Origin of the sequence: Wolbachia pipientis, from assembly GCA_023052945.1 — a bacterium.
Taxonomy (GTDB): Bacteria; Pseudomonadota; Alphaproteobacteria; order Rickettsiales; family Anaplasmataceae; genus Wolbachia.
Window position 1 is genome coordinate 725,130 of record CP095495.1, and the last position, 26,520, is coordinate 751,649.

Genomic DNA, 26,520 nt, shown 5'->3' on the forward strand with positions numbered 1-26,520 from the left:
GAAGGCATCATACCGCCGCGGCGCTAACACGTATCCGTTCAGGCAATGGCGTCAACTTAAGAGCCTCCATCAGCAAACTCTCCTAAAGACATGATGGCGTTTAGGCTTATCTACTTTATTGCGGCTATACAATCTTTCTGTTAACTTTAGCACGTATACTTGCTCTATCAAAAAGAGCTTGAAAATCTTTTGGCGAACAATTTCCGACCAGCACTTGATAGAGTTTCTGTCTCATTACACCAAATAAAACTGAAAAATTTAAACGATATTCAGCGATTTGATCTGGGTTCCAAGGCCCTTGTGCATCACACATATGAAGCGACAATATATTGCACATAACTAAGTTCGCCCAAAATTCTTGTAATACAGCCTCTAAATTTACTCCAGAAAAATTCTCTAATTCTGCACCTATTTTGAGTCGTTTCCCCTATGTGCCACCTTAATACATAAGCTTTGCTGATATCTTCCAAAGTAAATTTTTCTCGGTCAAAAAGTGAGGTAATCAGCACTTCTGTTTCTCTATTGGCTAATGTAAGCCCTGACTTTTTGTCCTTTCATTTTATTTTCTAGCTTTTTATTTTCTAGTATAAAATCAAAATCTAATTCATCAGATGAAATTCGTTTCCATAGCTTGCTATAATTTCTTTTTTGCAAGCGAAAAATAAAGTCTACTTTCAATTCATAATGCTGCTGAATGAATTTTAATGAAGACGGTCGTAGATAAATAATAATCTATCTTGATTTAATGAACGCATTTGAGTAACGACTTCAGGTAATTGTTCTTCTGCTAACGTTTGCTCACCCACATTCCAAGCCGCAAGGCGAGCACTGCAAATCAGCGAAGTACATAAATCAACAAACAAATTGCTAATGGTGGCATTATACCTGTTGTTCCATTTGGTTCAAACTCGGATACAATTTCTTCAGAGCTCGGTAATCGAATACCAGAACCATCTGCTGCAATAAGCCTATAGCCTCTCCAACTCAGGCTCATCTTGATAGGCTGTTTGGATGCTTAAATTCTTTAAAACCTATATGACAAATCTTATATCTTGCTTTAGAAAAAGCTTGCTTTGAGGGTACAAGTCAATGGATCCATAAGCTCACATTCTATTCCTAAACTTTTCTTAATTAACTTTAAAATCATAGAAAATACTGTCGTAAAAGGAAGTTTTCTTGTTCGTGTGAAACTATTTTTTCCAACACAGTGGAGTTTCTGAAAAGTTTTCGAGTATAGACCTGCTGAAAAAGGTGATTGAAAAAATGATGTGAGAGAGGTAGAAGAAGAATAAGCAGATCAAGTAAGGAAAAAAAATGAGCTTTAGTTACTATAATATAAAAAAACACCCAAGAAACTTTCGTAATATAACAGGTTTAACTATAGAGGAGTTCGAAAAAGTAATGGAAAAAGTGAGGTCTGGATGGGAAAAACAGAAAAAGTGTCATGGTAGAAGATCAAAACTACCAACTCTGGAAGATAAGTTGTTTTGCGTAATTTTGTACTATCGCACTTACATAACACATAGATTTTTAGGATGCCTATTCAATGTACACAACGCAAATGTATGTAGGTTACTTAAGAGAATAGAGCCATTACTCGCCAAAAAAGTGACTATAACAAAAGATAGAAGTATGACGCCAGAAAAAATACTGAAGATTTTGGCTGATGTTACAGAACAGCAAATACAGAGACCAGAAGATAGTAAAAAACGGAAGAAATCATATTCAGGAAAAAAAAGAACCAACACTATGAAAACTGAGATTATTATCGAAGAAGGAGGAAGAATTTTATCAGTGTCAAAGTCATACCGTGGTAGAATTAGTGATTTCCGCATAAGGAAACAAGAAAAATATTTACCACTTGATAGCATAAAACATGCCGATTCTGGATATCAAGGTTGGCAAAAATTGCAAAGCAATGTTATAATTCCATATAAAAAGTATCGTAAAAAGCCATTAACTCCAGAGCATAATAGAAGATTAGCATCATTTAGAATGAGAGTAGAAAACAAGATCCGAGAGATAAAGATATTTAAGATTATGTCGAATGTTTATCGCAATTTTCAGAAAAAATATAACCTGAGGTTCAATATTATTGCTGGTATTGTAAATCTTAAGCACGCCTTTTAGTTAACCTTGATTTTAGTCACCCTCCTTTCCTTTTTTTTATTGCTTGATTCGCAGCAGGTCTTATATCGTATTTTTAATTTGTAAGATAAGATTTTTTCCTTTCTGCATGCATCCTCTAAAAAGGACACATTTTAAACTTTTTTGTTGAAATAAAATAGAAACAAAAGTGCTGTTTCTTGTAGTATTCTACTCCTTAACATCCCTTAAGTTGACGCCATTGCCTGAACGGATACAAAAAGTTCGTTACTTAAGCTTAAAAAACGTGTATGATAGCGTTATTTCACTTAAATCTTTCGTATTACTATCAAGCATTATCTCAGGATCTATATAGAAAGATACGGGCATAGCTGCTTTTTGTTTTGGTAGCAACATTTGCTCTTCAAAACAAAAGCATGCAACTTTATTGAAATACTTACCTGCTTTGAAAGGCGTAACGTTATATACTGCCATACCAAATGAAAGATGATCAGATAGATTTTTTACGTAATAAAAAGCTAAACTTTGTTCTCCTATGTTTACATCAACGTAGTTAGTTTCTGATTTAAATTCCCAAGGTAGATCGGACATTATATCAGCATTGAAGTGAACTCTGATTTTTTGGTCAGTTGCACTTATTGTCGTGTTAGTCACTTTTCTTGTTGTACCACCATATCCAGTAGCTTTACAAAAAATGCTATATAGAGGCACTGATGCATATGCAAGACATAACATCAACACAACCAAAGATATTAAAAAGAAGACTATAGAATTTTTATCATTTCTCCTTAAAAAGGAGAACATTTAATCTCTATTGTTGAACAAGTTAAGTAACCTGAGTAAATCGAGGAATATATTGATAAAGTTGAGGTAAAGACTAGTTGCACCAAGTATCGCCAGCTTAGTGGCTGCAGCCTCTGAGCCATCATTATATCTATAATAAACGTCTTTGATTCTCTGAGCATCATATGCAGTCATCAAGGTAAATACTATTACTGATATGAACGATATTGCAAAATAGAGAGGACTACTTCCAAGGAATAAATTTACTATAGACGCGATAATTAACCCCAAGACTCCCATTCTCAAAAAAAAACCCATACTAGTCAGATCTTTTTTTGTAGTATTGCCATATAAAGCCATGGAACCAAACATGATCGATGTGATGAAAAACGCTCTTGCTATGTTTTCCGCGGTGTAAAACACAAAAATATAAGATGAGGAGAGCCCTATTAGCACCGAAAACGTGAAAAACACGGTAAACGCGGACTGAACACTAAGATGTAAGATTTTTGGATATACAAAAAGCACTAGCACAAGTGGAGAAAATGTTATCGCATACAACAGAACAGGATTGGAATGAATTACCTGAAAAAGACCAGAAAATACCGTTAGAAATGCAACAAGCCCTGTAACGCCCAAAGCTAAAGCCATGTAGTTATATACTTTAGTTAGGTAACTTCTGAGCCCAGCGCTATAATAAACGCCCTGAGAGCGGATATCCTGTTCATTTCTCATGTAAGACATAAATATAACTCCTTTTGTCCGTTATTTAACACATTATAATATAAAACCACATTTTTATCAAGCATAAAATCATTTTTTGTTGCAACTAATGTGCAATTATTTTTGTTTTATGTAGATGGAGTATAGTCCTATTGCTGCTGCATTTGAAACATTTAAACTGTTAATTGCATTTGACATTGGTATTTTTAAAAGATAATCACAATTTTCTTTAACTAACCTCCGCATTCCTTTCTCTTCAGAACCAAAAATGATCACTATTTTTTTTCCAAAACTCTTTATTTCATCTATATTTTCTTTAGTATTGCAATCAAACCCGTAACACCAGTAGCCGACCTTTTTTAAATACTGCATAGTTTTTACTATATTTGTAACGTATATTAGCGGAACAATATCCAATGCTCCACTTGCTGCTTTTGCAATAGATGCATTTTCGCCAGGTGAATGATTATGTGGTAAAACCAATGCGTCGACATTAAAACAAGCTGAAGTTCTTAAAATTGATCCAATATTGTGCGTGTCAGTGACTTGATCTAAAATGACTATAGCAGAGCTGTCGTTTGAGCTTTCAGCTACTTCTTCGATGCTTAAGTTATAAAGAATAGGGGCAACATTTAAAGCAATTCCTTGATGGTTAGCACCTTTAGATAAAACGTCATTAAGTATTTTGTTTTCTACTAATCGAACTTTAATGCCCTTACTATTTACACATTGCCTAATTTCTTTTTCATGTTCTCTATAGAAATTTTCTGTTACTAACAGTTCTATACACCGCCTATTTTTATTCTTCAGTGCTGAAATGCAGGTGTGCTTTCCGTACAGCCAAAAATTCTCATTAGTTTTTGACGATTTCATCGTATTATCGAAAATCTGGTTTTTATAGAATAAGCAACATTTTACTATGTTTGGATATTGTTGTAAAATTATACAATTCGATTAATGCGTTTATGTCGGACGATGAGTTGGATTGGCAAAAAAATGTTAAGCCAATAGAATGTGGAAAAGTTACTTTGAAAGTTGATCATAAAGTAAATATAAAGTCTATGGTTGATAAAGGTACCTCCGACTTACAAAGGAATTTTCTTAATACCAATAATGGTCACTCATCATTTTGTCTTGACCAAAACACAAAATCAAAAGTTGATAGGGGTAAATATTTTATAAGCGATAAGCTCGATTTGCACGGCTATAGTATAGAGGATGCTTACTGTAAATTGATAGATTTTATTATCAAAAATTATCGAGCAGGAAATAGATGTTTATTGGTAATTACGGGATACGGCAGTGCAACAAGTAAAACAGACACTATAAAGAATAACTTAAATAAGTGGTTAAATGATACTAAAATCCAGCATATGGTTCTATACTACCAGCAAGCTACGAAAAAACATGGTGGTAAAGGGGCTTTTTATGTTTTATTAAGAAGGCTTAGGCCCTATTAGCTGCTTAAGTTTCCTTTTAAGCCTTAATTTTTCTTGTATAGCCATATAAAAACCAGTGTTCGGCAGCGCGTTACGCACAATTGTACAAACATTGTAGCCGTCATTCAAGTAGTCCGCAGAAGCGAAAAACTTCCTTGACAAACTCCTCCAGCCCCCTTATCATGAAACTGAAGCTATTTATTTATCTTCTCTGTACAGATTAAATGACAAAAAAACTCAACGTATTTGGCGTCCCATGTTTAATTTTTTGCACTATGTGTACCTTATGTCTTTATCAAATGACTTTGTTTATGTTGGATTTTCACCAACTGTTCTCCAAGCACTTCTTGGCGCACCATTTCTTCCTCTCAAATATTGGTACGTGTATGTATACACATATAAATGTTAAGAATAATACAACAACACGGAACACGGTAGTGACAAAGAAGTTGTAATTTAGCAGTAAGTATTATTAATAACTTAAATAATACAGCCACTTTCAGCAACCAAAAACAACAACCCTGAAATACAAAAGTTTCTTTTCCTTCAGTAGCATTATTCTAAATTTTCATCAAAATAAGCTGTTTTATCCTTTTTTTCCTTATACTCTTCTGCAGTATAGAGAGGTTGCTTCTTAGCTGTGATATTTGGCCATTTTTGTGAGTATTCTACATTTATATCGTAAAATAACTTGAAAGTTTTTTGTTCACTGTTCAGTAACTCTTCATCTAGTTCTAAAACACCTTTTATGGAATCATCAGTTACAATTGCATCTACTGGACACTCAGGTATGCACACTCCGCAATCAATACATTCATCTGGGTTAATCACGAGCATGTTTTTACCTTCATAGAAGCAGTCAACGGGACATACTTCCACGCAGTCTGTATATTTACATTTTATGCATTTATCTGTAACAAAATGCGTCATAAAACACTGTATATTTGCATTATCTTGGGTACACTAAATTGATAAGAAATTCAAGCTCTTTATGAAGATAAATAAATTGAACAACAAAGAATTAGAAGTATGGTTAAGCCTGGCTAGAACCATAGGACCAATAAAGTTTTTTAGTATACTAGGAACACATGGATCGCTAGATGAGGTGCTAAAATATCTCAATAGGGTGGCTAATAATAAGATGTATGGCATTCAAGATGCACGAGAAGAAATCAATAATGCAGAAAGAATTGGAGCTAAAATTATACCCGTATGTGACCCAGATTACCCTGATCTTTTAAGAAATATCTCTAGTTGTCCTCCTATAATAACTGCACTTGGTGATGTATCATTATTAAGCCGTGAGATAATTGCAATAATCGGTGGGCGTAACTCTTCAATGAATGGAAGAAATTTTGCTAATAAGTTGGCACTTGATTTAAGCGAAGCTGGTTTCATCGTAGTTTCTGGACTTGCAAAAGGAATCGATACTGCAGCAAACAGTGTAATATACAAAAATCACCCCACTATTGCTGTTACAGCAAGCGGAATTGATGTGGTGTATCCAAAAGAGAATTTTGATCTATACAAAAAAATCACTGGGAACGGTGGTTTAGTAATTACTGAGCTTCCATTTGCTACTAAACCAAAGCCTCAGTATTTTCCTCAAAGGAATCAAATTATATCTGGTCTATCACTGGGTGTTGTAGTGATTGAAGCATCGAAACGTTCTGGCTCTCTAATAACAGCAGATTTTGCTTTAAATCAAGGGAGAGAGGTGTTTGCAGTTTCTGGTTTCCCTTTAGATTCACGCTGTAGTGGTAGTAATTATTTAATTAAAAACGGTGCTAAGCTTATCGAATCCGCTGATGACATAATAGAGAGTATTAGGTTTAGTTTACCTCCACAGCAAAAAAGCCTATTTGATGTTGAGCACCATTTTGTTAACCAAAAACAAGAAAAATTACAACAGGCAAAATCTGTTATAGTTGATCATATTAACTCTGTACCTGTTGATATAGATGAACTTATATTAGCAAGCGGACTTTCTACCAACATAGCTCTAATGGCTCTTTTGGAACTAGAGTTGGAAAACAAAATAGAGCGTTCACCGGGGAATAAAATATCGTTAATTTTCTAGATTACTTTAGCTATAGCTAACCCAAGAAAGGTTTTCCTACGTCATACCGCCGCGGTATCTTGGCATAGATTCCGCTAACAAGTAGCGGAATGACGAATTTTTGTTTTTCAAATTATCGGTAAACCTAAGTCACTTTAGCTATAGGTCAGTATGTCGTTTTACTAGATGTTCGTACAGATATATGCTTGACACTGGAATGATGCCATTTGCTATAGGATTCTTAGTTGCTGATTTTAGAATTGATAAGAGAAAACTTTTTTTCAACTTGTTGTATGATTTTATCAAAGTGATCGAAATCTAAGCTTGCACTGCCAATTAAAACTCCTGATAAATTTGAAATATTTAACAAATTTTCTATATTTTCTGAATTGACTGAACCACCATATGTAATGTGTTTTTTACCAGTACACAATTTTATTACCTCTATCACCTCAGCAATTGCATCATTATTTGGCACATGACCTGTGCCTATTGCCCATATTGGCTCATATGCTACGGTATATTCACCGTGTGTTGGCAAACGGTTTTTGCATTGATATTCTATTACTTCTTTTGTTTTTTCATTCTTATAATCTTCTGAATTTTCACCTACACAGATAATTGGGTGTAAGCCTGATTCTATTGCTATTTCCGACTTAAGTTTTATTTCACTATCTTTTTCATTGGCCCTTTCAGAATGCCCAAGTATTACGTAAGTACACCCTAGTTCTTTCAACATTTCTGCGCTAATTTCACCTGTGTAAGAACCGAACTTTTTATGATGGCAATTCTGTGCTCCTATATTAATATTATTGTTCAACTCTATACTGCTTGGAAATGATGTAAAAGGAGGGCAAATTACTAATTTAGAGGTAATTTCGTTGCTCTTGTTGTTAAGTTTGCCTATAAAGTCAACAAATGAAGAACGCATTCCATTCATTTTCCAATTTGCTACTATTAAAAAGGACATCAACTTTACTTATGAGTGAGAGTGCCGGCTGTCGGACTTGAACTGACAACCTACTGATTACAAGTCAGTTGCTCTACCAATTGAGCTAAGCCGGCGTTAAACACATTAATAATATACAATTATCAATGGATTTTAGTCAACTGATTTTTAAAATACTATATAATGAAAATAATATGAGAAAATTTTTACTGAAGCCAAAAAAGAGTCTAGGGCAAAATTTTATTTTATCGAGTGAGATAACAAAAAAAATCGTCGCTTTAGCTGGTAGTCTGGAAAATTTTAATGTCATTGAAATTGGTCCTGGATATGGTGCATTAACAAGAGAAATATTGGTGCATAATCCAAAGTCTCTACTTTCTATAGAAAAAGATAGAGATTTAGTAAAACACCATGACCAACTGCTAAATGAGCATCAAGGAAAGTATAGAATTATAGAAGCGGATGCACTGCATGTTATAGAAGAAGAGCTGATAGAGCGCCCAGTTAAAGTTATTGCTAACTTGCCTTACAATACCTCGGTAGTGTTATTTTTAAAGTGGTTAAATAATATAAAATTTTTTACGAACTTGACATTAATGTTTCAAAAAGAGGTAGCAGATCGCATTACGGCAAGACCCAATTCTAAAGATTATGGTTCCTTATCAGTGCTAAGCCAGTTACTATGTGATATAAAAAAGGAATTTTATATTGAACCTAAAGAGTTTTTTCCAAGACCAAAAATACATTCTTCAGTAATTACAGTAAATCCTTTGCCTACCCCAAAGTTTGCAGTAAATTTGGAAACCTTAACAAGATTAACACGTGCCGTTTTTGCTCAAAGAAGAAAGATGCTGAGAAATAGCTTGCAAAATATAACGAACCACGCTGAAACTGTCCTTGAAAACGCTAAATTGAGTGGAAACCAGCGTCCAGAAAACTTAACCATTGAGCAGTTTTGTTTGCTGGCAAATAATGTAGAATGCTCATTTTGCAAAAGCCCTATTGCAATTTAATTAATTGGCGTATAAGCTTTAAATAAAGCCTATGAAAAAAATGGAAGCTTGTTATTCGTTTGACGATATACTTCTTTTGCCAGCCTATTCTAATATATTGCCTTGCGATGCAGATACAAAAACTTATTTAACAAATAATATAGAACTAAATATCCCTCTCATATCCTCTGCAATGGATACTGTTACTGAATCGGGCTTTGCAATAGCTATTGCCCAACATGGAGGGATAGGTTGCATACATAAGAATTTATCAATAGATGAACAAGTTTTAGAAGTAAGAAGGGTGAAAAAATATGAAAGTTGGATCGTGTATAACCCAATTACGATTTCACCGGATAAAACAGTTGCGGAAGCAATTTCATTAATGAGAGAGCACAATTATTCTGGCATTCCTGTAGTCGATCAACGCAAGTTAGTTGGAATTTTAACTAACCGAGATGTGAGGTTTATTGAAGACCAGAACATGAATGTAAAAGTTTCCGAAGTGATGACAAAAGATAAGTTAGTGACAGTGCGGGAGCAGGGAGTGAATAGTGCCTCAGCAATGAAATTGTTGCATGAAAATAGAATAGAAAAGCTTTTGGTCGTAGATGAAAATTCTTGTTGTATAGGTTTAATTACGGTTAAAGACATTGAAAAATACAATAGATACCCAAATTCATGTAAAGACAGTAAAGGGCGTCTCAGAGTTGCCGCTGCAATTGGCACTGGTAAAAAAGATGGTATAGAAAGATGTGAAGCTTTGATCGGAGAAGAAGTTGATGTAGTTGTTGTGGATACTGCTCACGGTCATTCCGAAAACGTTATCAATACCATTAGGGAAATAAAAAAGATGTATCCTAATACGCAATTCATTGGCGGAAACATTGCAACAAAGGAGGCTGCTGAAGCGTTGATTGATGCGGGTGTTGATGCAGTGAAGGTCGGAATAGGACCAGGATCAATCTGTACAACCAGAATAGTTACAGGTGTTGGTGTGCCACAATTCTCTGCAATCAAGAATGTTGCAGAGGCGTGTAGAGCAAGAAACGTCAGACTAATTGCTGATGGTGGGGTAAAATACTCAGGAGATGTTGCAAAAGCTATTGCAGCTGGTGCTGACTCTGTGATGATTGGTTCGATTTTTGCTGGCACTGACGAAAGCCCAGGTGAGATTATCATGTATAAGGGCAGAGCATATAAAGGCTATCGAGGAATGGGATCTATTAGTGCAATGAAACGAGGTTCAGCTAGCCGTTATTTTCAAGATAAAGATTCAAAACTCAAATTAGTTCCACAAGGAGTGGAAGGAAGAGTTCCATTCAAAGGTCCAGCTTCAGGAGTAATCCATCAGTTGATTGGCGGATTGCAAGCTGCAATGGGGTATACTGGTAATAGGAATATAGAAGAGATGAAAAAAAATTGTAAATTTGTTACTATTACTGCATCAGGATTAAGAGAGAGTCATGCTCATGATATAGTCATTACACAAGAAGCTCCAAATTACGCTTATCAAGCGTCCAATTTGTCAACCGATTCAGAGTAGTGACCGTTTATTATTTTGCACCCCAGTCTTTTTCAAATATTGCTAGCCCTTGGTCAGTAAGTGGGTGATTAATTAACTGTCTAAGTACTTTTGCTGGCACAGTAATTGAATCAGCACCAAGCCTTGTAGCTTCTATTACATGTGCTGGGCTTCTCACTGATGCAACAAGAACTTTAGTATCAAAACCGTAATTAGAATATATAGTACATATATCTTCTATTAGCGATAAGCCATCATAGCTTATATCATCAAGGCGACCAACAAAGGGAGAAATAAAACAAGCACCGGCCTTAGCGGCAAGCAGTGCTTGTCCAGGAGAAAAACATAATGTGATGTTAACAGGTATTTTATGCTCTGTCCACAACTTTTTACAAGAAATTAATCCTTCATATGTAAGGGGCAATTTTACCACAACATTATCAGCGATTTTCGCTAACTTAAGGCCTTCTTTAACCATATCTGCATGGTTATTTGCAACAACTTCAACACTAACAGGCCCCTTGATAATAGAGCATATTTCACGCACTAAATCCTCGTATTTATCTTTACGCCCGGACTTTGCTATTAAAGAAGGATTAGTTGTTATGCCGTCAATGAACTCCTTTAGTTCTTTAATTTCATTTAAATCAACGCTATCAAGAAAAATTTCCATATTAATCTCCCATAAAAAAAATACCCTTGCAAAATCTTGTCATTAAACTCCTTGCATAACCATTGTTTACATGAAAAACCAGTAGCCCACCCTTTAGTATCATTCCAGCGCGTGACGCACAACTGTACGAACATTGTGATTTGTAGGTAATTTGCGTAGCAGACATTGTCATTCCAGTGCGTGACACTGGAATCCAGAAAAAAAAGAAAACAGGTTCCAGTGTCATGCACTGGAATGATAGGAGGTAGTGCAAGAAACCTATTGGTTTGCAAAATAGATCCCAGTGTCGGAGCACTGGGATGACACCTTGGAGTTTCTGGGATAACGAAAAAAGAGCATTTGGAGCAACGATCTTACAGCCATTTGAATGATAATTGATTTTTTGCCTAAAGCAGCTAAGAAAGATGTTTCTCATTAAGATACCTTAAACATATACTAATTCTTTTGCTCTTCAACGATTCCTCATCATGAATTACATGATCAAAAATCTGAACTTGGTTCGCCATAATGCTACAATTGTTATCTGCAACTTCCAACACACCATTATCAACTACAACTTTTTCTTTTTTTTGATTACCCATTTTAATGGTAATTATACCAGGCAATAAATAAATTAAGTAAGGAGCATGGTGAGCTAAAATCATAAGCTCCCCTTCGAGCCCAGTTACTGAAAGAGAAACCACTCCACTGAATGAAATTTGATCATTAGGAGAGAAAAATTGCACTCTAAAAGTATTCATAATCTTTAACTTTTATTTAGCTTCAGCTTGTATTAATTCAGCCTTTTTTATTGCTTCATCTATATTCCCCACCATATAAAAAGCAGCCTCTGGTAAGTGATCATATTTACCTTCAACAATCTCTTTAAAACTGGAAACAGTATCAGAAAGTGAAACAAATTTACCAGGCATACCAGTAAATATTTCTGCAACGTGAAAAGGTTGAGAAAGAAATTTCTGAATCTTACGAGCCCTATCAACAATAATTTTATCTTCATCAGATAGCTCATCCATACCAAGTATTGCAATAATATCTTGCAGTGATTTATAAGTTTGCAATATACGTTTCACCTCAGAAGCTACCTTATGATGTTCTTCACCAATGATTTCAGCAGATAAAGACTGAGAAGTTGAATCAAGTGGATCAACAGCAGGGTATATTCCCATTTCAGCTATTTGCCTTGACAATACTGTGGTTGCATCAAGGTGAGAGAATGTAGTTGCTGGAGCTGGATCAGTTAAATCATCTGCAGGAACATATATAGCTTGCACAGAAGTAATAGAGCCAGAAGTTGTTGAAGCTATTCTTTCTTGCATTGCACCCATATCAGTTGCAAGGGTTGGCTGATAACCAACAGCTGACGGTATTCTTCCAAGTAAAGCAGAAATTTCAGAACCAGCTTGTATAAATCTAAAGATATTATCCACAAAAAATAGAACATCTTGGTTTTCACGGTCACGAAAATACTCTGCCATAGTAAGTGCTGTTAAAGCAACTCTAGCCCTTGCTCCAGGAGGCTCATTCATCTGACCATAAACCAAAACAGCTTGAGACTTTTCATGCTCATTTATATTTATTACATTTGAAGTGATCATCTCGTGATAAAGATCGTTACCTTCACGCGTTCTCTCCCCTACCCCAGCAAACACAGAAAACCCTTTATGAGCTTTTGCTATATTATTAATTAATTCCATTATCAGGACTGTTTTACCAACACCGGCTCCACCAAATAAGCCGATTTTTCCTCCTTTAAGATAAGGTGCAAGAAGATCTATAACTTTTATTCCCGTAACTAAAACTTCTTCCTGTATTCTCTGTTCAGTAAAACTTGGAGGTGCTCTGTGTATAGGCTCTAAGTTATATTTTCCCTTCAGTGGACCACACTCATCTATAAGCTCTCCAACAACATTAAAAATCCTTCCTAAAGTTGAACGCCCAATTGGCACCGATATTGGTGCACCTGTATCAACAAATTCATCCCCCCTTGACATGCCATCTGTGCTATCCATAGCAATACAACGAACTATATTGTCACCTATATGTTGCGAAACTTCTAAAACCAGCTCCTTACCCTTATATTTTAGTTTGCTTTTTAAAGCATTAAATATTTTAGGCAATTCACCTTCAAATTTTATATCAACAACTGCTTGAGTTACCTTAATCGCTCTACCTATATTCATCTCTTTATTTTTATCACCTAACACTATAATTCCATAAAAGAACTTCTAAAGAAAATAAATCTTATATTATTAATAGAAATTTTGCAACATTAAAACGCTTACTAGTTACGCTTCATTACAAACAATGCAAATGCATTTAATAGCCAAGTAATAATAAACAATACTAAACTAAGCGCATAAGCAGCAAGAGTTTGTACACTATTGAAATCCTGATCTCCGGTAAGTAATGTAGCGATCTGCACGGTAATGGTAGTAACTGAATTAAGAGGGTTAAAAGTCAAATTTGCGTTGATTCCCACGGCCATTAGCACAATCATTGTTTCACCTATCACTCTTGAAATTGACAATAAAATTGCACTTAAAATTGTAGGCATTGCATAAGGTATTGTTATATGCCATATAGTTTCCGCTGGAGTTGCGCCAAGTGCCATGAAGCCATAACGCAAGCTTTTTGGAACAGATCTTATGGCATCTTCGAGTAAAGAAATAATAAAAGGAAGAATCATTATCCCAATCGATAAACCGGCAACTAAGGCACTTTCTGAGTGTATACTTAAACCAAAAAAATTTGCTACCTGCTTTATAAAGGAAGACAAAAATACAACCGCGAAATATCCATATACAACCGTAGGAATAGCAGATAAAACTTGCAAAGTTGTATTAACAATATAACGCACTTTCTCACTCGCATATTCACTAATATATATTGCAGAAAATAAACCAAGCGGAACGACAACTAACATTGCTATAATAGTTATAAGTAATGTACCCACTAAAAGCGGCGCTATACCAAAACATCCTACCTTCTCTTTATTGACAGTGACTACATTGTGGCCCCATTTCACGCAAAACAAGAATTCTGAAATAGTTACTTTATTAAAAAAATTAATAGATTGAATAAAAATAGATAGCATTATAAATAAAGTGATAAAAAATGATATGGCTAAAGCCACAAATAACGAAAGTTTTTTTATCTTATTTCTTTTATTTTTAAAGATAAAAGCAAGCATGAAAAAAAGTAACGCTATAGAAATAAAAGTTACAAAACAATTATTATAGAGCATTAACAACCAAGTTAGCATCCATATACAACTAAGATATAGATAAGGTTTAACCTTATTTACTTCTTGAAACCTACTAAAACAAAATAAAAAGATTAGTAGGACAGGTATGACTATCACCGAATTCATTTTCCCATGCATCAAATTTTATTCTACGAAAATGTCATACAAGTTCACCATCATTTGACAATAAAGTAAAACAATTTAAAATAAATAATTATACTAATATAAAAACAATGAAGAGAACATTTCAACCAAAAAATTTGATAAGAAAGCGCAGACATGGATTTCGTTCACGTATGGCAACAAGAGCTGGAAGAAAAATCCTTAATAGGCGCCGTTCATTAGGGTGTAACAAATTATGCGCATAGTAAGTATAAAAAAAAGATTTTTCCTTTGCTTTCAAAAATAAGTTAGCACTCAGCAGTCTTTTTTATCGTGGGCTTTATATATCATTATACGCTATAAAAGAAAGAGAACCTGAAAAGTACATTCATGCTATTAGAGTAGGTCTGGCTATCAGTAAAAAAGCCGGAAAAGCAGCAAAAAGAAATAAAATAAAAAGGCAATTACGAATGCTTGCTAAAATTAGCATTTTAAATATAAGCAATATAGGGCACTACTACATAATACTAACTCATAGAAACATTATGCAAGCAAGTTATAAAAACTTACAAAAAGATCTAACTATTTGCTTAAAAAAGATAAAATAAAAAAAATCTCAATTAAGGTATTTACAACTATATTTTTTATGATAACATAAGTAAAATTTTTAAAATAAATTAACGGGTGTGGATGTTTAATGGTAGAGAGTAGAAAAGAACAAGATAAAAATCTCAATATAAATACAAATAATGTTAAAGAAGATTTTTATGAATATAAAGAATCTAGTTATCGTACACAATGGGAATTAGCATTTGAGCAAAGTCAATACTTAGAGCAGAATAAGAATAAGCCTAGACCGCAATTATTAGATTTGAATATAGAAGCGACTTCTCGTAATAAAAGAATTATTAAAAGACGATAAAAAGAAATTTTTATAAACTTGGCGGCGACCTACTCTCCCTTTTCAAGTACCATCAGCGCTAAAAAGTTTCACTTCCGAGTTCGAGATGAGATCGGGTGGTTCATTTTTGCTATAGCCACCAAGTCAATAAAAATTTCTAACTTAACAATTTTAACTTAATATTTAACACTGCATATACACATATAGAAAGCAAATAAATCAATCAGGCTATTAGTACTAGTTAGCTTCACATGTTACCATGCTTCCACACCTAGCCTATCAACGTGGTAGTCTTCCACGGCCTTAATTGGGAAATCTTTTTGAAGAGGGTTTCTTGCTTATATGCTTTCAGCAATTATCCCATCTATACATAGCCACCCAGCGATGCTATTGGCATAACAGCTGGTACACCAGAGGTATATCCATCTCGGTCCTCTCGTACTAGAGTCAGATCTTCTCAAATTTCCTTCACCCACGGCAGATAGAAACCGAACTGTCTCACGACGTTCTAAACCCAACTCACGTATCACTTTAATCGGCGAACAGCCGAACCCTTGGGACCTTCTTCAGCCCCAGGATGTGATGAGTCGACATCGAGGTGCCAAACGGTGTCGTCGCTATGAACGCTCGAACACCATCAGCCTGTTATCCCCGGCGTACCTTTTATCCGTTGAGCGATGACCCTTCCATACAGAATCACCGGATCACTATGACCGACTTTCGTCTCTGCTTGGCTTGTCAGCCTCGCAATCAGGCAAGCTTATGCCATTATACTATCAAGCTGATTTCCGACCAGCTCTAGCTTACCTTCGCACGCCTCCGTTACTTTTTAGGAGGCGACCGCCCCAGTCAAACTACCCACCATACAATGTCCTAGTTCCAGATAATGAAACATAGTTAGATATCAAAAGTGTAAAGGGTGGTATCTCAAGGTTGACTCCATTATAGCTAGCGCCATAACTTCAAAGTCTCCCACCTATCCTGCACATCACACTTTTAATAGCAATGTAAAGCTATAGTAAAGGTGCACGGGGTCTCTTCGTCTAACCGCGGGTACCCCGCATCTGCACGGGGAATTCAATTTCGCTGAAGTGATGTTGGAGACAGAGGAGAAATCGTTACGCCATTCGTGCGGGTCGGAACTTACCCGACAAGGAATTTCGCTACCTTAGGACCGTCAGTGTTACGGCCGCCGTTTACTGGGGCTTCAATTTAGAGCTTGCACCCCTCCTATTAACCTTCCAGCACCGGGCAGGCGTCAGACCCTATACTTCCACTTACGTGTTTGCAGAGTCCTGTGTTTTTAGTAAACAGTCGCTACTCCCTATTTTGTGCCACCTACTCATAGTTGCCTAAAAGCAGGTTACCCTTCTTCCGAAGTTACAGGTATAATTTGCCGAGTTCCTTCAACATCATTCTTTCAACACCTTAGTATACTCTACTCATCCACCAGTGTCGGTTTGCGGTACGGCCTCATAAATATAAGTGCTATTTCCTGGAGCTTCTTTTAAGCATAGATCAATCCAATAAGATCTATACAAATACGAAACCCGTCACACTTAAGAGGTTTAGGAATATTAACCTAATTGCCATCGACTACTCCTTTACGGACTCGCCTTAGGAACCGACTAACCCTACGCAGATTAACTTAACGTAGGAACCCTTAGATTTTTGGTGAGAGTGTTTTTCACACTCTTTTACGCTACTTATGTCAGCATTCTCACTTCCGATATCTCCAGCAGTTTTCACAAACCACCTTCACAGACTTACGGAACGCTCCGCTACCGCGCCTATTGATCGAAATCAATAAGCACTCACATCTTCGGTATACAACTTTAGCCCCGGTACATTTTCGGCGCAGAAAAACTTATTTAGACAAGTGAGCTGTTACGCTTTCTTTAAAGGATGGCTGCTTCCAAGCCAACCTCCTAGCTGTAATGGTTTTTCTACTTCCTTCCCCACTTAGCTGTAATTTGGGGACCTTAGATAGTGATCTGGGTTGTTTCCCTTTCCACCACGGACTTAGCACCCGTAGTGTGCCTGCTGTATAATTAATTGCTGGTATTCGGAGTTTAGTTAGATTTGGTAAGACGGTGAATCCCCCTAGTCTATCCAGTGCTCTACCCCCAACAACATACATACAACGCTCTACCTAAATAGATTTCGCGGAGAACCAGCTATTTCCAAGTTTGATTGGCCTTTCGCCCCTAATCACAACTCATCCAATAATGTTGCAACATTAACTGGTTCGATCCTCCAGTGTGTTTTACCACACCTTCAATCTGGTCATGACTAGATCACTTGGTTTCGGGTCTAATCCATAAAACTAAACGCCCTATTCAGACTTGCTTTCGCTACGCCTACACCTAACAGCTTAAGCTTGCTTCATAGATTAACTCGCTGACCCATTATGCAAAAGGTACGCTGTCACCCTAAACATCAATAAATTGATATAGAGCTCCAACTGTTTGTAAGCACTTGATTTCAGATTCTATTTCACTCCCCTCACGGGGTTCTTTTCACCTTTCCCTCACGGTACTTGTTCACTATCGGTCGTTAAGGAGTATTTAGGCTTGGAGGATGGTCCCCCCATATTCAAACAGGATTTCACGTGCCCCGCTCTACTCAAGGATTTAAAAACTTTCTATTTATACAGGACTATCACCTTCTATGGTTACTATTTCCAGAGTATTCTAATTCTTATTCTTAAATCACTAGCCTTTTCCGCTTTCGCTCGTCACTACTAACAGAATCTCGGTTGATTTCTTTTCCTTTGGCTACTTAGATATTTCAGTTCACCAAGTTTACTTTACATACTTAGTATGTAATAACTAGCTAAGCTAGCTGGGTTTCCCCATTCGGAAATCTGCGGATCAAAACTTGTTGACAATTCCCCACAGCTTATCGCAGCCTGCCACGTCCTTCATCGCCTCTTAACGCCAAGGCATCCATCAAGTGCTCTTAATGATTTATTTATCCAACTATATGCAGAATATGCAGAGTTAAATATTATTAAAATTGAATTGAGATTAAATTAATCTCTACCATAAAACTTGTCAAACATCTAAAAACTAAATTAATCTTTTATATATTATAACCTAACAAATAATATGTCAACGCCTTTTTGCACAAAACATTTACTTATATTATCAACAACAATATACTAGCAATCCTAAACAGTACAATCTGAGAAATATGCGGTAAACTTATATATACAGTAAAAATTAATGAAAAAGATATTTTGTAAGATAAAATATGTTAAAATCAATTGCCTAAAAATGATAATGAACATTCGGAGTATTTCTAATGTATGAAAAGTAATCTCTCTTTTATAAAAAACGTTGCTTTAAATTGTATGTCTAAGCTCATTGGCGTATTAAATATTAAGAAAGTAAAACACTTCATTGTGAATAAATATAATACTCTTCATAAAGAAATGACAGTGCTTCTTAAAAAATCTAAGAACCTGTTAAATACCAACATTGAAATCGGTTTATATCACTTTTATAAAGGTAGCATATCAGATGCAAAGTTACGATTTTGGTTAATTAGCATATTTTACCCCCATTTACCCATAGTCTGGTATAACATTGGAAGGTGTCATTTTGCGGTAGGGAATACTAACAAAGCTTATAATTATTTAACACAGACACTAAAATTAGATAGTGATCACGAAGAGGCATCTTACTATATAAAAAAAATGACAAACTCAGCGCCTATTACAGAATTGCCAAAAAACCTCATAAGACAATATTTTAATTACACAGGTGAATATTTTGTTGAGCATTGGTTGATTGCTAAACAGTATAGAGGGCATGAACTTGTACACATGATAATTACAAAAATCTTCAACAACTCCACTTCTGAGCTCAATATACTTGACCTTGGTTGTGGGACTGGAATATGTGGTCATTTCTTGAAAATAAATAGTACTGGAAGCCACATAACAGGAATTGACATTTCAAGTAGAATGCTAAATATCGCAAGAGGATGCTTTATAAAAGGTAATCCTATTTACAATGAATTAATACATATGGAAATGAAAGAGTTTCTTAAACAAGAGAAAAACCAGCAGTATGATGTAATTATCTTTGCTGAAGTGCTACATTATCTACATGACTTTCAAGAAGAATTGGAATTAGCAAAAAGATCTACGAGCAAAAAAGGGGTTATTATATGTTTAATAAGAAGAAAGGAAGGTGAAGGTATTGACTTTGTAAACAAAGGAGACTATTTTCGTCACTCAGAAAGTTATGTTCAACATGTTGCAAAAAAAATAAATATGCAGATAAGTTATATGAGTTACTGTAAAATATATGGCAGTCAGGTTGACGGTATCTTGTTTGCACTACAGCATCAACAAGAAAATCCGAAAAAACTAACTTAAAAATCGCTCAAAGTGGCTTTTAAGTATCTATATATAATAAAAGAATAAAAGGAATTTTATGAATAACATTACTATTAATTACGCAAAGGATAGCAAATTAACCGGTTTTGGAAAAGCAGTTCTATCAGACAGGTATTTAATAGAAAATGAAAGTTACCAAGACCTCTTTGCACGTATTGCTAATTACTATTCTGATAACAAAGAACATGCGCAGCGTCTTTATGACTACATGAGCAACTTGTGGTTCATGCCTTCAACACCAATACTCAGCAATGGTGGCACCAAGAGAGGGTTGCCTATCTCTTGCTTTCTTAATGAAACCGAAGACAGCTTGCAGGGAATAGTTGACTTATGGAATGAAAATGTTTGGCTTGCTGCACGTGGAGGAGGCATAGGTAGTTATTGGGGAAATTTACGTTCAATTGGTGAAAGTGTAAAAGGTAGTGGTAAAACATCAGGAATTGTACCATTTATTGTGGTACAAAATGCTCTAACGCTTGCAATTAGTCAGGGATCCTTAAGGCGAGGAAGTTCAGCAGTTTATCTTCCTGTATCTCATCCGGAAATAGAAGAGTTTCTGGATTTACGCAAGCCAACAGGCGGTGACCCAAATCGCAAAGCGTTAAATATACATCATGCTGTAATAGTAACAGACAAATTTATGCAAGCTGTTGAGAATGATCAAGAATGGAATTTAATAAGCCCTCACAACAACAAGGTTATTTCAACCGTAAAAGCACGCGACATATGGGTCAAAATATTAACAGCAAGAGTTGAAACTGGAGAACCTTACATTATTTTCCTTGATGCAACAAATAACAATAAGCCAGAATCTTACAAAAAGCTCAACTTAGACATCAAGATGTCAAATCTATGCAGTGAAATAACTTTAACTACAGGTTATGATCACCTGAATAAGTCACGCACTGCTGTGTGTTGTCTATCATCCGTAAACCTTGAGTACTACGAAGAATGGAAAGACAATAAACTCTTCATAGAAGATATAATGCGCTTTCTTGATAATGTATTGGAAGATTTTATAAATAAAGCGCCAAGTGAAATACAGCGAGCAAAATATTCTGCAATAAGAGAACGCAGTATTGGTTTTGGCGTGATGGGCTTTCACTCATTTTTACAAAGCAAAATGGTTCCTTTTGAATCAGTAACAGCACAACAATGGAATAAAAAAATATTTAAGTATTTACGCGAGCAAGCAGATATAGTTTCTAAAAAATTAGCAGAAGAAAAGGGGGCATGTCCTGATGCCAAAGAAGTTGATCTAATGGAAAGATTTACACACAAGCTCGCTATTGCTCCTACTGCCTCGATCTCCATTATTGCAGGTAATACCTCTCCTGGAATAGAGCCATATGCAGCAAACGTATTCATACAAAAGACACTTACAGGCTCATTTGTAGTGCGAAATAAATTCTTGCAAAAACTATTAGCAGAAAAAAATCAAGACAATGATAAAATATGGTCTTCAGTTTCAACAAACGAGGGTTCCGTTCAGCATTTAAATTTTCTTAGTGAGCATGAAAAACTGACATTTAAAACAGCGTACGAGCTTGACCAAAGATGGATTATAGAACATGCAAGCGATAGAACTTCGTATATTTGTCAGTCTCAATCAGTAAATCTGTTCTTACCTGCCAACGTACATAAACGTTACTTGCACAAAATACACATGCTTGCTTGGAAAAAAGGATTGAAGAGCTTATATTACTGCAGATCACAATCAATGCAGAGAGCCGATAAGGTCTCGCATGACATATTCAAAAAAAGTGAAATATTGCAACAAAAAACAGATATTGACTACGATGAATGTTTGTCATGTCAATAGTGACCTTACCCAGAAAAAGTGGAGAGAAAGTTAAGACGTTTTTGGAGTAAAATAAAACGTTTTTTCAAAATATGGCAAATAGAATAGAAACAAAAACTTACTTGACAAACCTTGCCAGCCCCCTTATCATGAAGGTGAAGCTAATTATTTATCTTCGCAATCTCTGCAGTGGATTAATGACAAAAAAACTTAATGTATTTGGCGTAAATCATGCTTAATTTTTTGCACTATGTGCACCTCATGTCTTTATAAAACTTCTAGGTTTCTACCTATATAAGCTGAAACGCGCTTATAAAGCGTTTAAGACAGTAAAAGACGTCAAATAGACAAGGGAGAATTTGAATACTAGCTACCCTGAGGTTTCTTTGCCTTTTTTTCCGCTCAGTAAATTTCTTAACGTTTATAATTTAGGTTAGTTGCATTTAAAAGCGGCTGAATCGTAGCGTTTAGAATAAAAAACGCCAATATTTTGAAGTACATATAAATAACTAGTCACCAACGGGGCTTCTTTTGCCTTTTTTTTCGTTTGGTGAATTTCTTAAATATTTATAGCTAAAGTAACTTAGGTTCACCGACAATCGTCATCCCGCTACGTGTTAGCGGGATCTATGCTAAGGAGATACCGCGGCGGTATGACGGTTCGTGGCGGTATATTCGTCATCCCGCTGCTTGTTAGCGGGATCTAGAGATACCGTTACGGTATGACGAGGGAGAACAGTTGCTACTTGTTAACGGCTAAGAGATACCGCGGCGGTATGACGTAGAGTGCTTAGAAGCAGTTATTTTGCTATAAATAGCTGTAATGGCATCATCTATTTTATTGCTATCACAGCCTGTTTGTGCAAGTTCAGCATTCCCACCACAGTTCTTTTCAACTGCTATTGATATTAGTTCTTTTGCGCTAATCTTATTGATTAAGTCTTTACTTACTTTAATAATCAAAACTGTTTTATCTTTTTCTGTTGCCGTGAAAGCTATTACCATTTTTGGTTTTTGTTGCTGCAAAATAAACTCTCTTATTACATTTGCTGGAATATCAGTGAAAGTGTGGCTTATAAAATTTATCCCATTTATTTCAGTGCTTTTTATATTCTCTGCACTCACAAGCTTTTTATATAGGTTTCTTATTTTGGTTTCGGATTTTTTGTATTCTTGACTTAAAACACTTAATCTGCTTGTTATTTCACTTACTGGCACTTTTACGAATTCTGCAACTTTTTTTAAGTTAATTTCATTATCACGTACATAATTGATTGCTTCCTGACCAGTTAAAGCTTCAATTCTCCTCACTCCAAAAGCAACAGAACTTTCTGTTACTATCTTAAATAAACCGATTTCTCCAGTATGTTCAACGTGCGTGCCACCACATAGCTCTTTCGAATCTCCAATATTTACAACTCTAACCTGATCACCATATTTTTCACCAAACAACGCCATGGCTCCTTCGTCTATTGCCTGATTCATGCTTTGAATTTCTGTAGATGCAGAAAGATTTTCTCTGATTAGAGAGTTTACCATATCCTCTACCCAGAATAACTGATCTTGAGTCACTTGAGTGTTATGGCTGAAGTCGAATCTCAGTCTATCTGGTGCAACTAGGGAACCTTTTTGAGTGACATGATCACCCAAGATTTTCCTCAATGCAAAGTGCAGAAGATGCGTAGCCGAATGATTTCTTCTTAAGGTTTGCCTTCTTTCCTTGTCGATGCTTGCTGTAACTACATCACCTTTACAAATTGAGCCGAATTTAACTATGCATCTGTGCAAATATAGGTCATTAACCTTATGGGTATTCTTGACTATAATAATACTTCTACCAGGTTTGATCAGACTGCCAGTATCCCCCACCTGTCCACCTGACTCGCCATAAAAAGGTGTTTTATCAAGTATAATGATTATCTTTTCTCCCTCCTTTGCAGAATCAATTACTTCACTTTTAGAGGAAACTATAGCTAGTATTTTCGCATCACTTACTTCATTGAACTCATAACCAACAAATTTTGTTTTGCCAAATTTATTGATCAAATCAAACCATACTTGCTCAACAGATTTTTCACCAGATCCAGCCCATTTAGCACGTGCTCTCTCTTTTTGTTCTCCCATTGCATTATCAAAACCCTTCTGGTCAAAATTTATTTTTTTCTCTTTTAAAACATCAAGTGTAATATCCAAAGGAAACCCATAGGTGTCATATAGCTTAAATGCTGATTCTCCAGGCAAAGTATCGCCCGATTTTAAATCTGTAGTGAATTTCTCCAGAAGATTGATACCTTTCATCAAAGTGTCTTTAAAGTTTTCTTCCTCTGATTTTAACGTCGTTTCTATCAAGCTTTTGGCTCTGACTAATTCAGGATAAACATCTCCCATATAAGCCGAACTCGTGCTATCTATCAGCGCAGGAAAAATGCGATGGAGTAGAGAATCATTATATCCAAGCAGGTGGATATAACGCGCGGCTCTCCTAATTAATCTGCGTAATACGTAATTCCTGCCCTCATTTCCAGGAAGCACTCCTTCTGCAATGAGAAATGCAGCCGCGCGAAGATGATCTGCTACGATCTTATGCGCTATTTTATTTTCCGTTCTTCCACAGTACTCTTGAGATTTATTGATCAGAGCAGAAAATAGATCAATATCATAGTTATCATGGACATTTTGCATTACAGTAGCTATTCTCTCAAGACCCATTCCAGTATCGATGCATTTTTTTGGTAATTTTTGTAAATTACCTTCTTCATCTTTATTAAATTCCATGAATACCAGATTCCAGATTTCAACAATTCTATCGTCGTCTTGTAAATTAGGACTCCCATGGTCATAAAAAATTTCAGAACATGGACCGCATGGACCAGTGCTTCCCATACTCCAAAAGTTATCATCCGTTGCAATTCTTATGATTTTATCACTTGAAAAGCCACTTATCTTACGCCAAATCTCGTACGCCTCATCATCAGTATGGTAGACAGTTATGGATAGTCTGTTTTTATCAAGAGATAACTCCTTAGTGATAAATTTCCACGCAAATTCTATCGCAGTTTCCTTAAAGTAATCACCAAAGCTAAAATTTCCGAGCATTTCAAAAAATGTGTGATGCCGAGTTGTATAGCCAACATTTTCAAGATCGTTGTGTTTACCGCCTGCTCTTAGGCACTTTTGACTTGAGACAGCACGTTTCATTTCAGTTTTTTGAGCACCAGTAAAAATATTTTTAAACTGTACCATACCAGCATTTGTAAACATGAGTGTTGGGTCATGTTCTGGAATCAAAGGAGAAGAAGAAACCTGTTCGTAGCCATTACTTATAAAAAATTTTATAAATCTTTCTCTGATTTCACTTAACTTCATTATTTTTATTGAGATTATTCATGAATAATAAGCTGCAATGGAAATAAAATCAATTACAATACCACCACTCTCTATAGCTAACTCAAGAAAGGTTTCCCTACGTCATACCACCGCGGTATCTCAGCATAGATTCCGCTAACGAGTAGCGGAATGACGAATTTGTTGTTTTTCAAATTGTAGGTAAACCTAAGCCACTTTAGCTATAGATCTCAGAACTTCTAGTGACATGCACCTTGTGGTAAGAAAAAATCAATATATTCACGATAAATTTACCTCACATCTGTGTTTTATATGTGGAAATTAGAATGGAAATTTATGTAGGCAAAGAAAAAAGAATAGCAAATGTGGTAACTGAGCACTGGAGTGACATAAAAGGACCAGACAGAGATTGGCCAGAAAGGCACGAAATAGACACTGCAGAAATAATGGAGTCATGGCAGCATTGTTTTATCATTGAAGTCAAGGATCAAGGTTATATTTGTGAAAATGCAGGAGAAAAGGCTGTTGAATTCTATGGTTTTGAGAAAAAGACGCGCATTGATAATAAGTATGCAATTGATGCACCATTTTTGCGACTATATAAAATAGATGCAGTTATTGATAAACTTGATGCTATAATAGATAGTAAGTGCCCAATCAACGAAGAGGAAGAAAGTGAAAGTGTTAAAATGAGGCAAGTATTGTTGCCACTTGGGAATAAAGAAGGTATAACACACATATTGGGCGTAATTACTTTTAAACTCCTTTAATATACAATTTTAACTTGATTCTTTAATAAAATTATTTATACTAATGCTTAATTACTATTAAAGAACTCAATAGTAGTGTTTGTAAATTTATTTGGAATATGAAGAGAATAAAATTAAAAACCAAATCTTCTGTTAAAAAGCGCTTTCACCTTACAGCTAAGGGTAAAGTCATTTCTACTCAGTCAGGCAAAAGGCATGGCATGGTAAAGAGAAGTAAATCTAATATTCGTAATCAGCGCGGTACAACGATTCTTGGTAAATCTGACTCGCGTATAGTTAAGCTTTATATGCCTTATGGTATTTAACAAAATGGAGGTAAAATAAAATGGCTCGGGTAAAACGTGGAGTCACTACTCACGCTCGTCATAAAAAAATATTAAAACTGGCAAAGGGTTATAGAGGACGTGCAAAAAGCTGTTATAGAATTGCATTACAAAGAGTTGAAAAAGCACTGCAATATGCTTACAGAGACAGAAGAACCCGTAAACGTGATTTCCGTAGCTTATGGATAATACGTATTAATGCAGCAGCAAGAGAGCATGGGCTTACTTATGGTAGGTTTATGCATGGTCTTACACTTGCCGGCATTGATTTAAATAGAAAAATTCTTGCTGAGATGGCCGTTAATCATAAGGATGATTTTGCCAAATTAGTAGAAGCTGTAAGTGGTAAACTAGCGGAGAATTCTTAAAGCAAAAAC

General features: G+C 35.6%; 22 protein-coding genes, 1 tRNA gene, 2 rRNA genes and 2 pseudogenes. 13 read left to right on the forward strand and 14 right to left on the reverse strand.

All coding sequences use genetic code 11. The features are described 5' to 3' along the window. Positions 1-69: 69 nt before the first annotated feature. Positions 70-1,237: pseudogene (locus MWH06_03515) on the reverse strand (IS4 family transposase). Positions 1,238-1,314: 77 nt separating this feature from the next. Between MWH06_03515 and MWH06_03520 the strand changes: the two are divergent. Continuing rightward, positions 1,315-2,130, forward strand: coding sequence for a transposase (locus MWH06_03520; GenBank protein UPA55664.1), 816 nt, complete (start codon positions 1,315-1,317; stop codon positions 2,128-2,130). 243 nt (positions 2,131-2,373) lie between these two features. On the opposite strand, the gene MWH06_03525 is transcribed toward MWH06_03520, so the two are convergent. The 3 genes from MWH06_03525 to rlmB form a co-directional block, all read right to left on the reverse strand. Beyond that, positions 2,374-2,910 carry a cytochrome c oxidase assembly protein gene (locus MWH06_03525; GenBank protein UPA55665.1) on the reverse strand — a complete coding sequence of 179 codons (537 nt, stop codon included), beginning with the start codon at positions 2,908-2,910 and terminating at the stop codon, positions 2,374-2,376. Beyond that, positions 2,911-3,633: a Bax inhibitor-1/YccA family protein gene (locus MWH06_03530; GenBank protein ID UPA55666.1), complete on the reverse strand. Its 723-nt coding sequence runs from the start codon at positions 3,631-3,633 to the stop codon at positions 2,911-2,913. A 96-nt stretch (positions 3,634-3,729) separates the two neighbouring features. Then, positions 3,730-4,485 (reverse strand): 23S rRNA (guanosine(2251)-2'-O)-methyltransferase RlmB, encoded by a 756-nt coding sequence (rlmB, locus tag MWH06_03535; protein UPA55667.1) that lies wholly within the window; start codon positions 4,483-4,485, stop codon positions 3,730-3,732. A 92-nt stretch (positions 4,486-4,577) separates the two neighbouring features. Here rlmB and MWH06_03540 point away from each other — a divergent pair, with 92 nt between their 5' ends. Then, positions 4,578-5,072, forward strand: coding sequence for a Smr/MutS family protein (locus tag MWH06_03540; protein UPA55741.1), 495 nt, complete (start codon positions 4,578-4,580; stop codon positions 5,070-5,072). A 534-nt stretch (positions 5,073-5,606) separates the two neighbouring features. Here MWH06_03540 and MWH06_03545 read toward each other — a convergent pair. Next, positions 5,607-5,981 (reverse strand): ferredoxin family protein, encoded by a 375-nt coding sequence (locus MWH06_03545; protein ID UPA55668.1) that lies wholly within the window; start codon positions 5,979-5,981, stop codon positions 5,607-5,609. A 61-nt stretch (positions 5,982-6,042) separates the two neighbouring features. Between MWH06_03545 and dprA the strand changes: the two genes are divergently transcribed. Continuing rightward, positions 6,043-7,131: a DNA-processing protein DprA gene (gene dprA, locus MWH06_03550; protein UPA55669.1), complete on the forward strand. Its 1,089-nt coding sequence runs from the start codon at positions 6,043-6,045 to the stop codon at positions 7,129-7,131. A 220-nt stretch (positions 7,132-7,351) separates the two neighbouring features. Here the strand turns inward: dprA and MWH06_03555 are convergent, their stop codons facing one another. Together MWH06_03555 and MWH06_03560 are read right to left on the reverse strand one after the other, a co-directional pair. Next, positions 7,352-8,080 (reverse strand): triosephosphate isomerase, encoded by a 729-nt coding sequence (locus MWH06_03555; GenBank protein UPA55670.1) that lies wholly within the window; start codon positions 8,078-8,080, stop codon positions 7,352-7,354. Positions 8,081-8,102: 22 nt separating this feature from the next. Continuing rightward, a tRNA-Thr gene (locus tag MWH06_03560) sits at positions 8,103-8,175 on the reverse strand. Between the two features lie 78 nt (positions 8,176-8,253). On the opposite strand from MWH06_03560, the gene rsmA reads away from it, so the two are divergent. Next, positions 8,254-9,072: a 16S rRNA (adenine(1518)-N(6)/adenine(1519)-N(6))-dimethyltransferase RsmA gene (gene rsmA, locus MWH06_03565; protein ID UPA55671.1), complete on the forward strand. Its 819-nt coding sequence runs from the start codon at positions 8,254-8,256 to the stop codon at positions 9,070-9,072. A gap of 31 nt (positions 9,073-9,103) precedes the next feature. Continuing rightward, entirely contained in the window at positions 9,104-10,597 is a 1,494-nt protein-coding gene (gene guaB, locus MWH06_03570) for an IMP dehydrogenase (protein UPA55672.1), read from the forward strand. A 10-nt stretch (positions 10,598-10,607) separates the two neighbouring features. Here the strand turns inward: guaB and fsa are convergent, their stop codons facing one another. The 4 genes from fsa to pstC form a co-directional block, all read right to left on the reverse strand. Further along, positions 10,608-11,249 carry a fructose-6-phosphate aldolase gene (gene fsa, locus MWH06_03575; protein UPA55673.1) on the reverse strand — a complete coding sequence of 214 codons (642 nt, stop codon included), beginning with the start codon at positions 11,247-11,249 and terminating at the stop codon, positions 10,608-10,610. A gap of 395 nt (positions 11,250-11,644) precedes the next feature. After that, positions 11,645-11,989 (reverse strand): F0F1 ATP synthase subunit epsilon, encoded by a 345-nt coding sequence (locus MWH06_03580; protein ID UPA55674.1) that lies wholly within the window; start codon positions 11,987-11,989, stop codon positions 11,645-11,647. A gap of 12 nt (positions 11,990-12,001) precedes the next feature. Beyond that, the gene (gene atpD, locus MWH06_03585) at positions 12,002-13,429 is read right to left on the reverse strand and encodes a F0F1 ATP synthase subunit beta (protein ID UPA55742.1); all 1,428 of its coding nucleotides are present in this window, start codon (positions 13,427-13,429) and stop codon (positions 12,002-12,004) included. A 101-nt stretch (positions 13,430-13,530) separates the two neighbouring features. Further along, the gene (gene pstC / locus MWH06_03590) at positions 13,531-14,619 is read right to left on the reverse strand and encodes a phosphate ABC transporter permease subunit PstC (GenBank protein UPA55743.1); all 1,089 of its coding nucleotides are present in this window, start codon (positions 14,617-14,619) and stop codon (positions 13,531-13,533) included. A 107-nt stretch (positions 14,620-14,726) separates the two neighbouring features. Between pstC and rpmH the strand changes: the two genes are divergently transcribed. The 3 genes and pseudogenes from rpmH (at position 14,727) to MWH06_03605 (ending at position 15,517) form a co-directional block, all read left to right on the forward strand. Next, positions 14,727-14,861, forward strand: a complete 135-nt coding sequence (gene rpmH, locus MWH06_03595; protein UPA55675.1) for a 50S ribosomal protein L34 — start codon at positions 14,727-14,729, stop codon at positions 14,859-14,861. A gap of 75 nt (positions 14,862-14,936) precedes the next feature. Beyond that, positions 14,937-15,203 (forward strand): annotated as a pseudogene (gene rnpA, locus MWH06_03600) (ribonuclease P protein component). A gap of 89 nt (positions 15,204-15,292) precedes the next feature. Then, positions 15,293-15,517: a hypothetical protein gene (locus MWH06_03605; GenBank protein UPA55676.1), complete on the forward strand. Its 225-nt coding sequence runs from the start codon at positions 15,293-15,295 to the stop codon at positions 15,515-15,517. A 16-nt stretch (positions 15,518-15,533) separates the two neighbouring features. Here the strand turns inward: MWH06_03605 and rrf are convergent. Beyond that, positions 15,534-15,640, reverse strand: a 5S ribosomal RNA gene (gene rrf / locus MWH06_03610). Between the two features lie 66 nt (positions 15,641-15,706). Then, positions 15,707-18,471, reverse strand: a 23S ribosomal RNA gene (locus MWH06_03615). Between the two features lie 335 nt (positions 18,472-18,806). On the opposite strand from MWH06_03615, the gene MWH06_03620 reads away from it, so the two are divergent. Further along, entirely contained in the window at positions 18,807-19,883 is a 1,077-nt protein-coding gene (locus MWH06_03620; protein UPA55677.1) for a methyltransferase domain-containing protein, read from the forward strand. Between the two features lie 58 nt (positions 19,884-19,941). Then, positions 19,942-21,726: a ribonucleoside-diphosphate reductase subunit alpha gene (locus tag MWH06_03625; protein ID UPA55678.1), complete on the forward strand. Its 1,785-nt coding sequence runs from the start codon at positions 19,942-19,944 to the stop codon at positions 21,724-21,726. Between the two features lie 735 nt (positions 21,727-22,461). Here the strand turns inward: MWH06_03625 and alaS are convergent. Then, entirely contained in the window at positions 22,462-25,071 is a 2,610-nt protein-coding gene (gene alaS / locus MWH06_03630) for an alanine--tRNA ligase (GenBank protein UPA55679.1), read from the reverse strand. A gap of 305 nt (positions 25,072-25,376) precedes the next feature. On the opposite strand from alaS, the gene MWH06_03635 reads away from it, so the two are divergent. The 3 genes from MWH06_03635 (at position 25,377) to rplT (ending at position 26,511) form a co-directional block, all read left to right on the forward strand. Beyond that, positions 25,377-25,820, forward strand: coding sequence for a PAS domain-containing protein (locus tag MWH06_03635; GenBank protein UPA55680.1), 444 nt, complete (start codon positions 25,377-25,379; stop codon positions 25,818-25,820). Positions 25,821-25,918: 98 nt separating this feature from the next. After that, the gene (rpmI, locus tag MWH06_03640) at positions 25,919-26,125 is read left to right on the forward strand and encodes a 50S ribosomal protein L35 (protein ID UPA55681.1); all 207 of its coding nucleotides are present in this window, start codon (positions 25,919-25,921) and stop codon (positions 26,123-26,125) included. A 20-nt stretch (positions 26,126-26,145) separates the two neighbouring features. Next, complete coding sequence (gene rplT, locus MWH06_03645) at positions 26,146-26,511, forward strand: 50S ribosomal protein L20 (protein ID UPA55682.1); 366 nt, start codon at positions 26,146-26,148, stop codon at positions 26,509-26,511. The last annotated feature ends 9 nt before the right edge of the window (positions 26,512-26,520 follow it).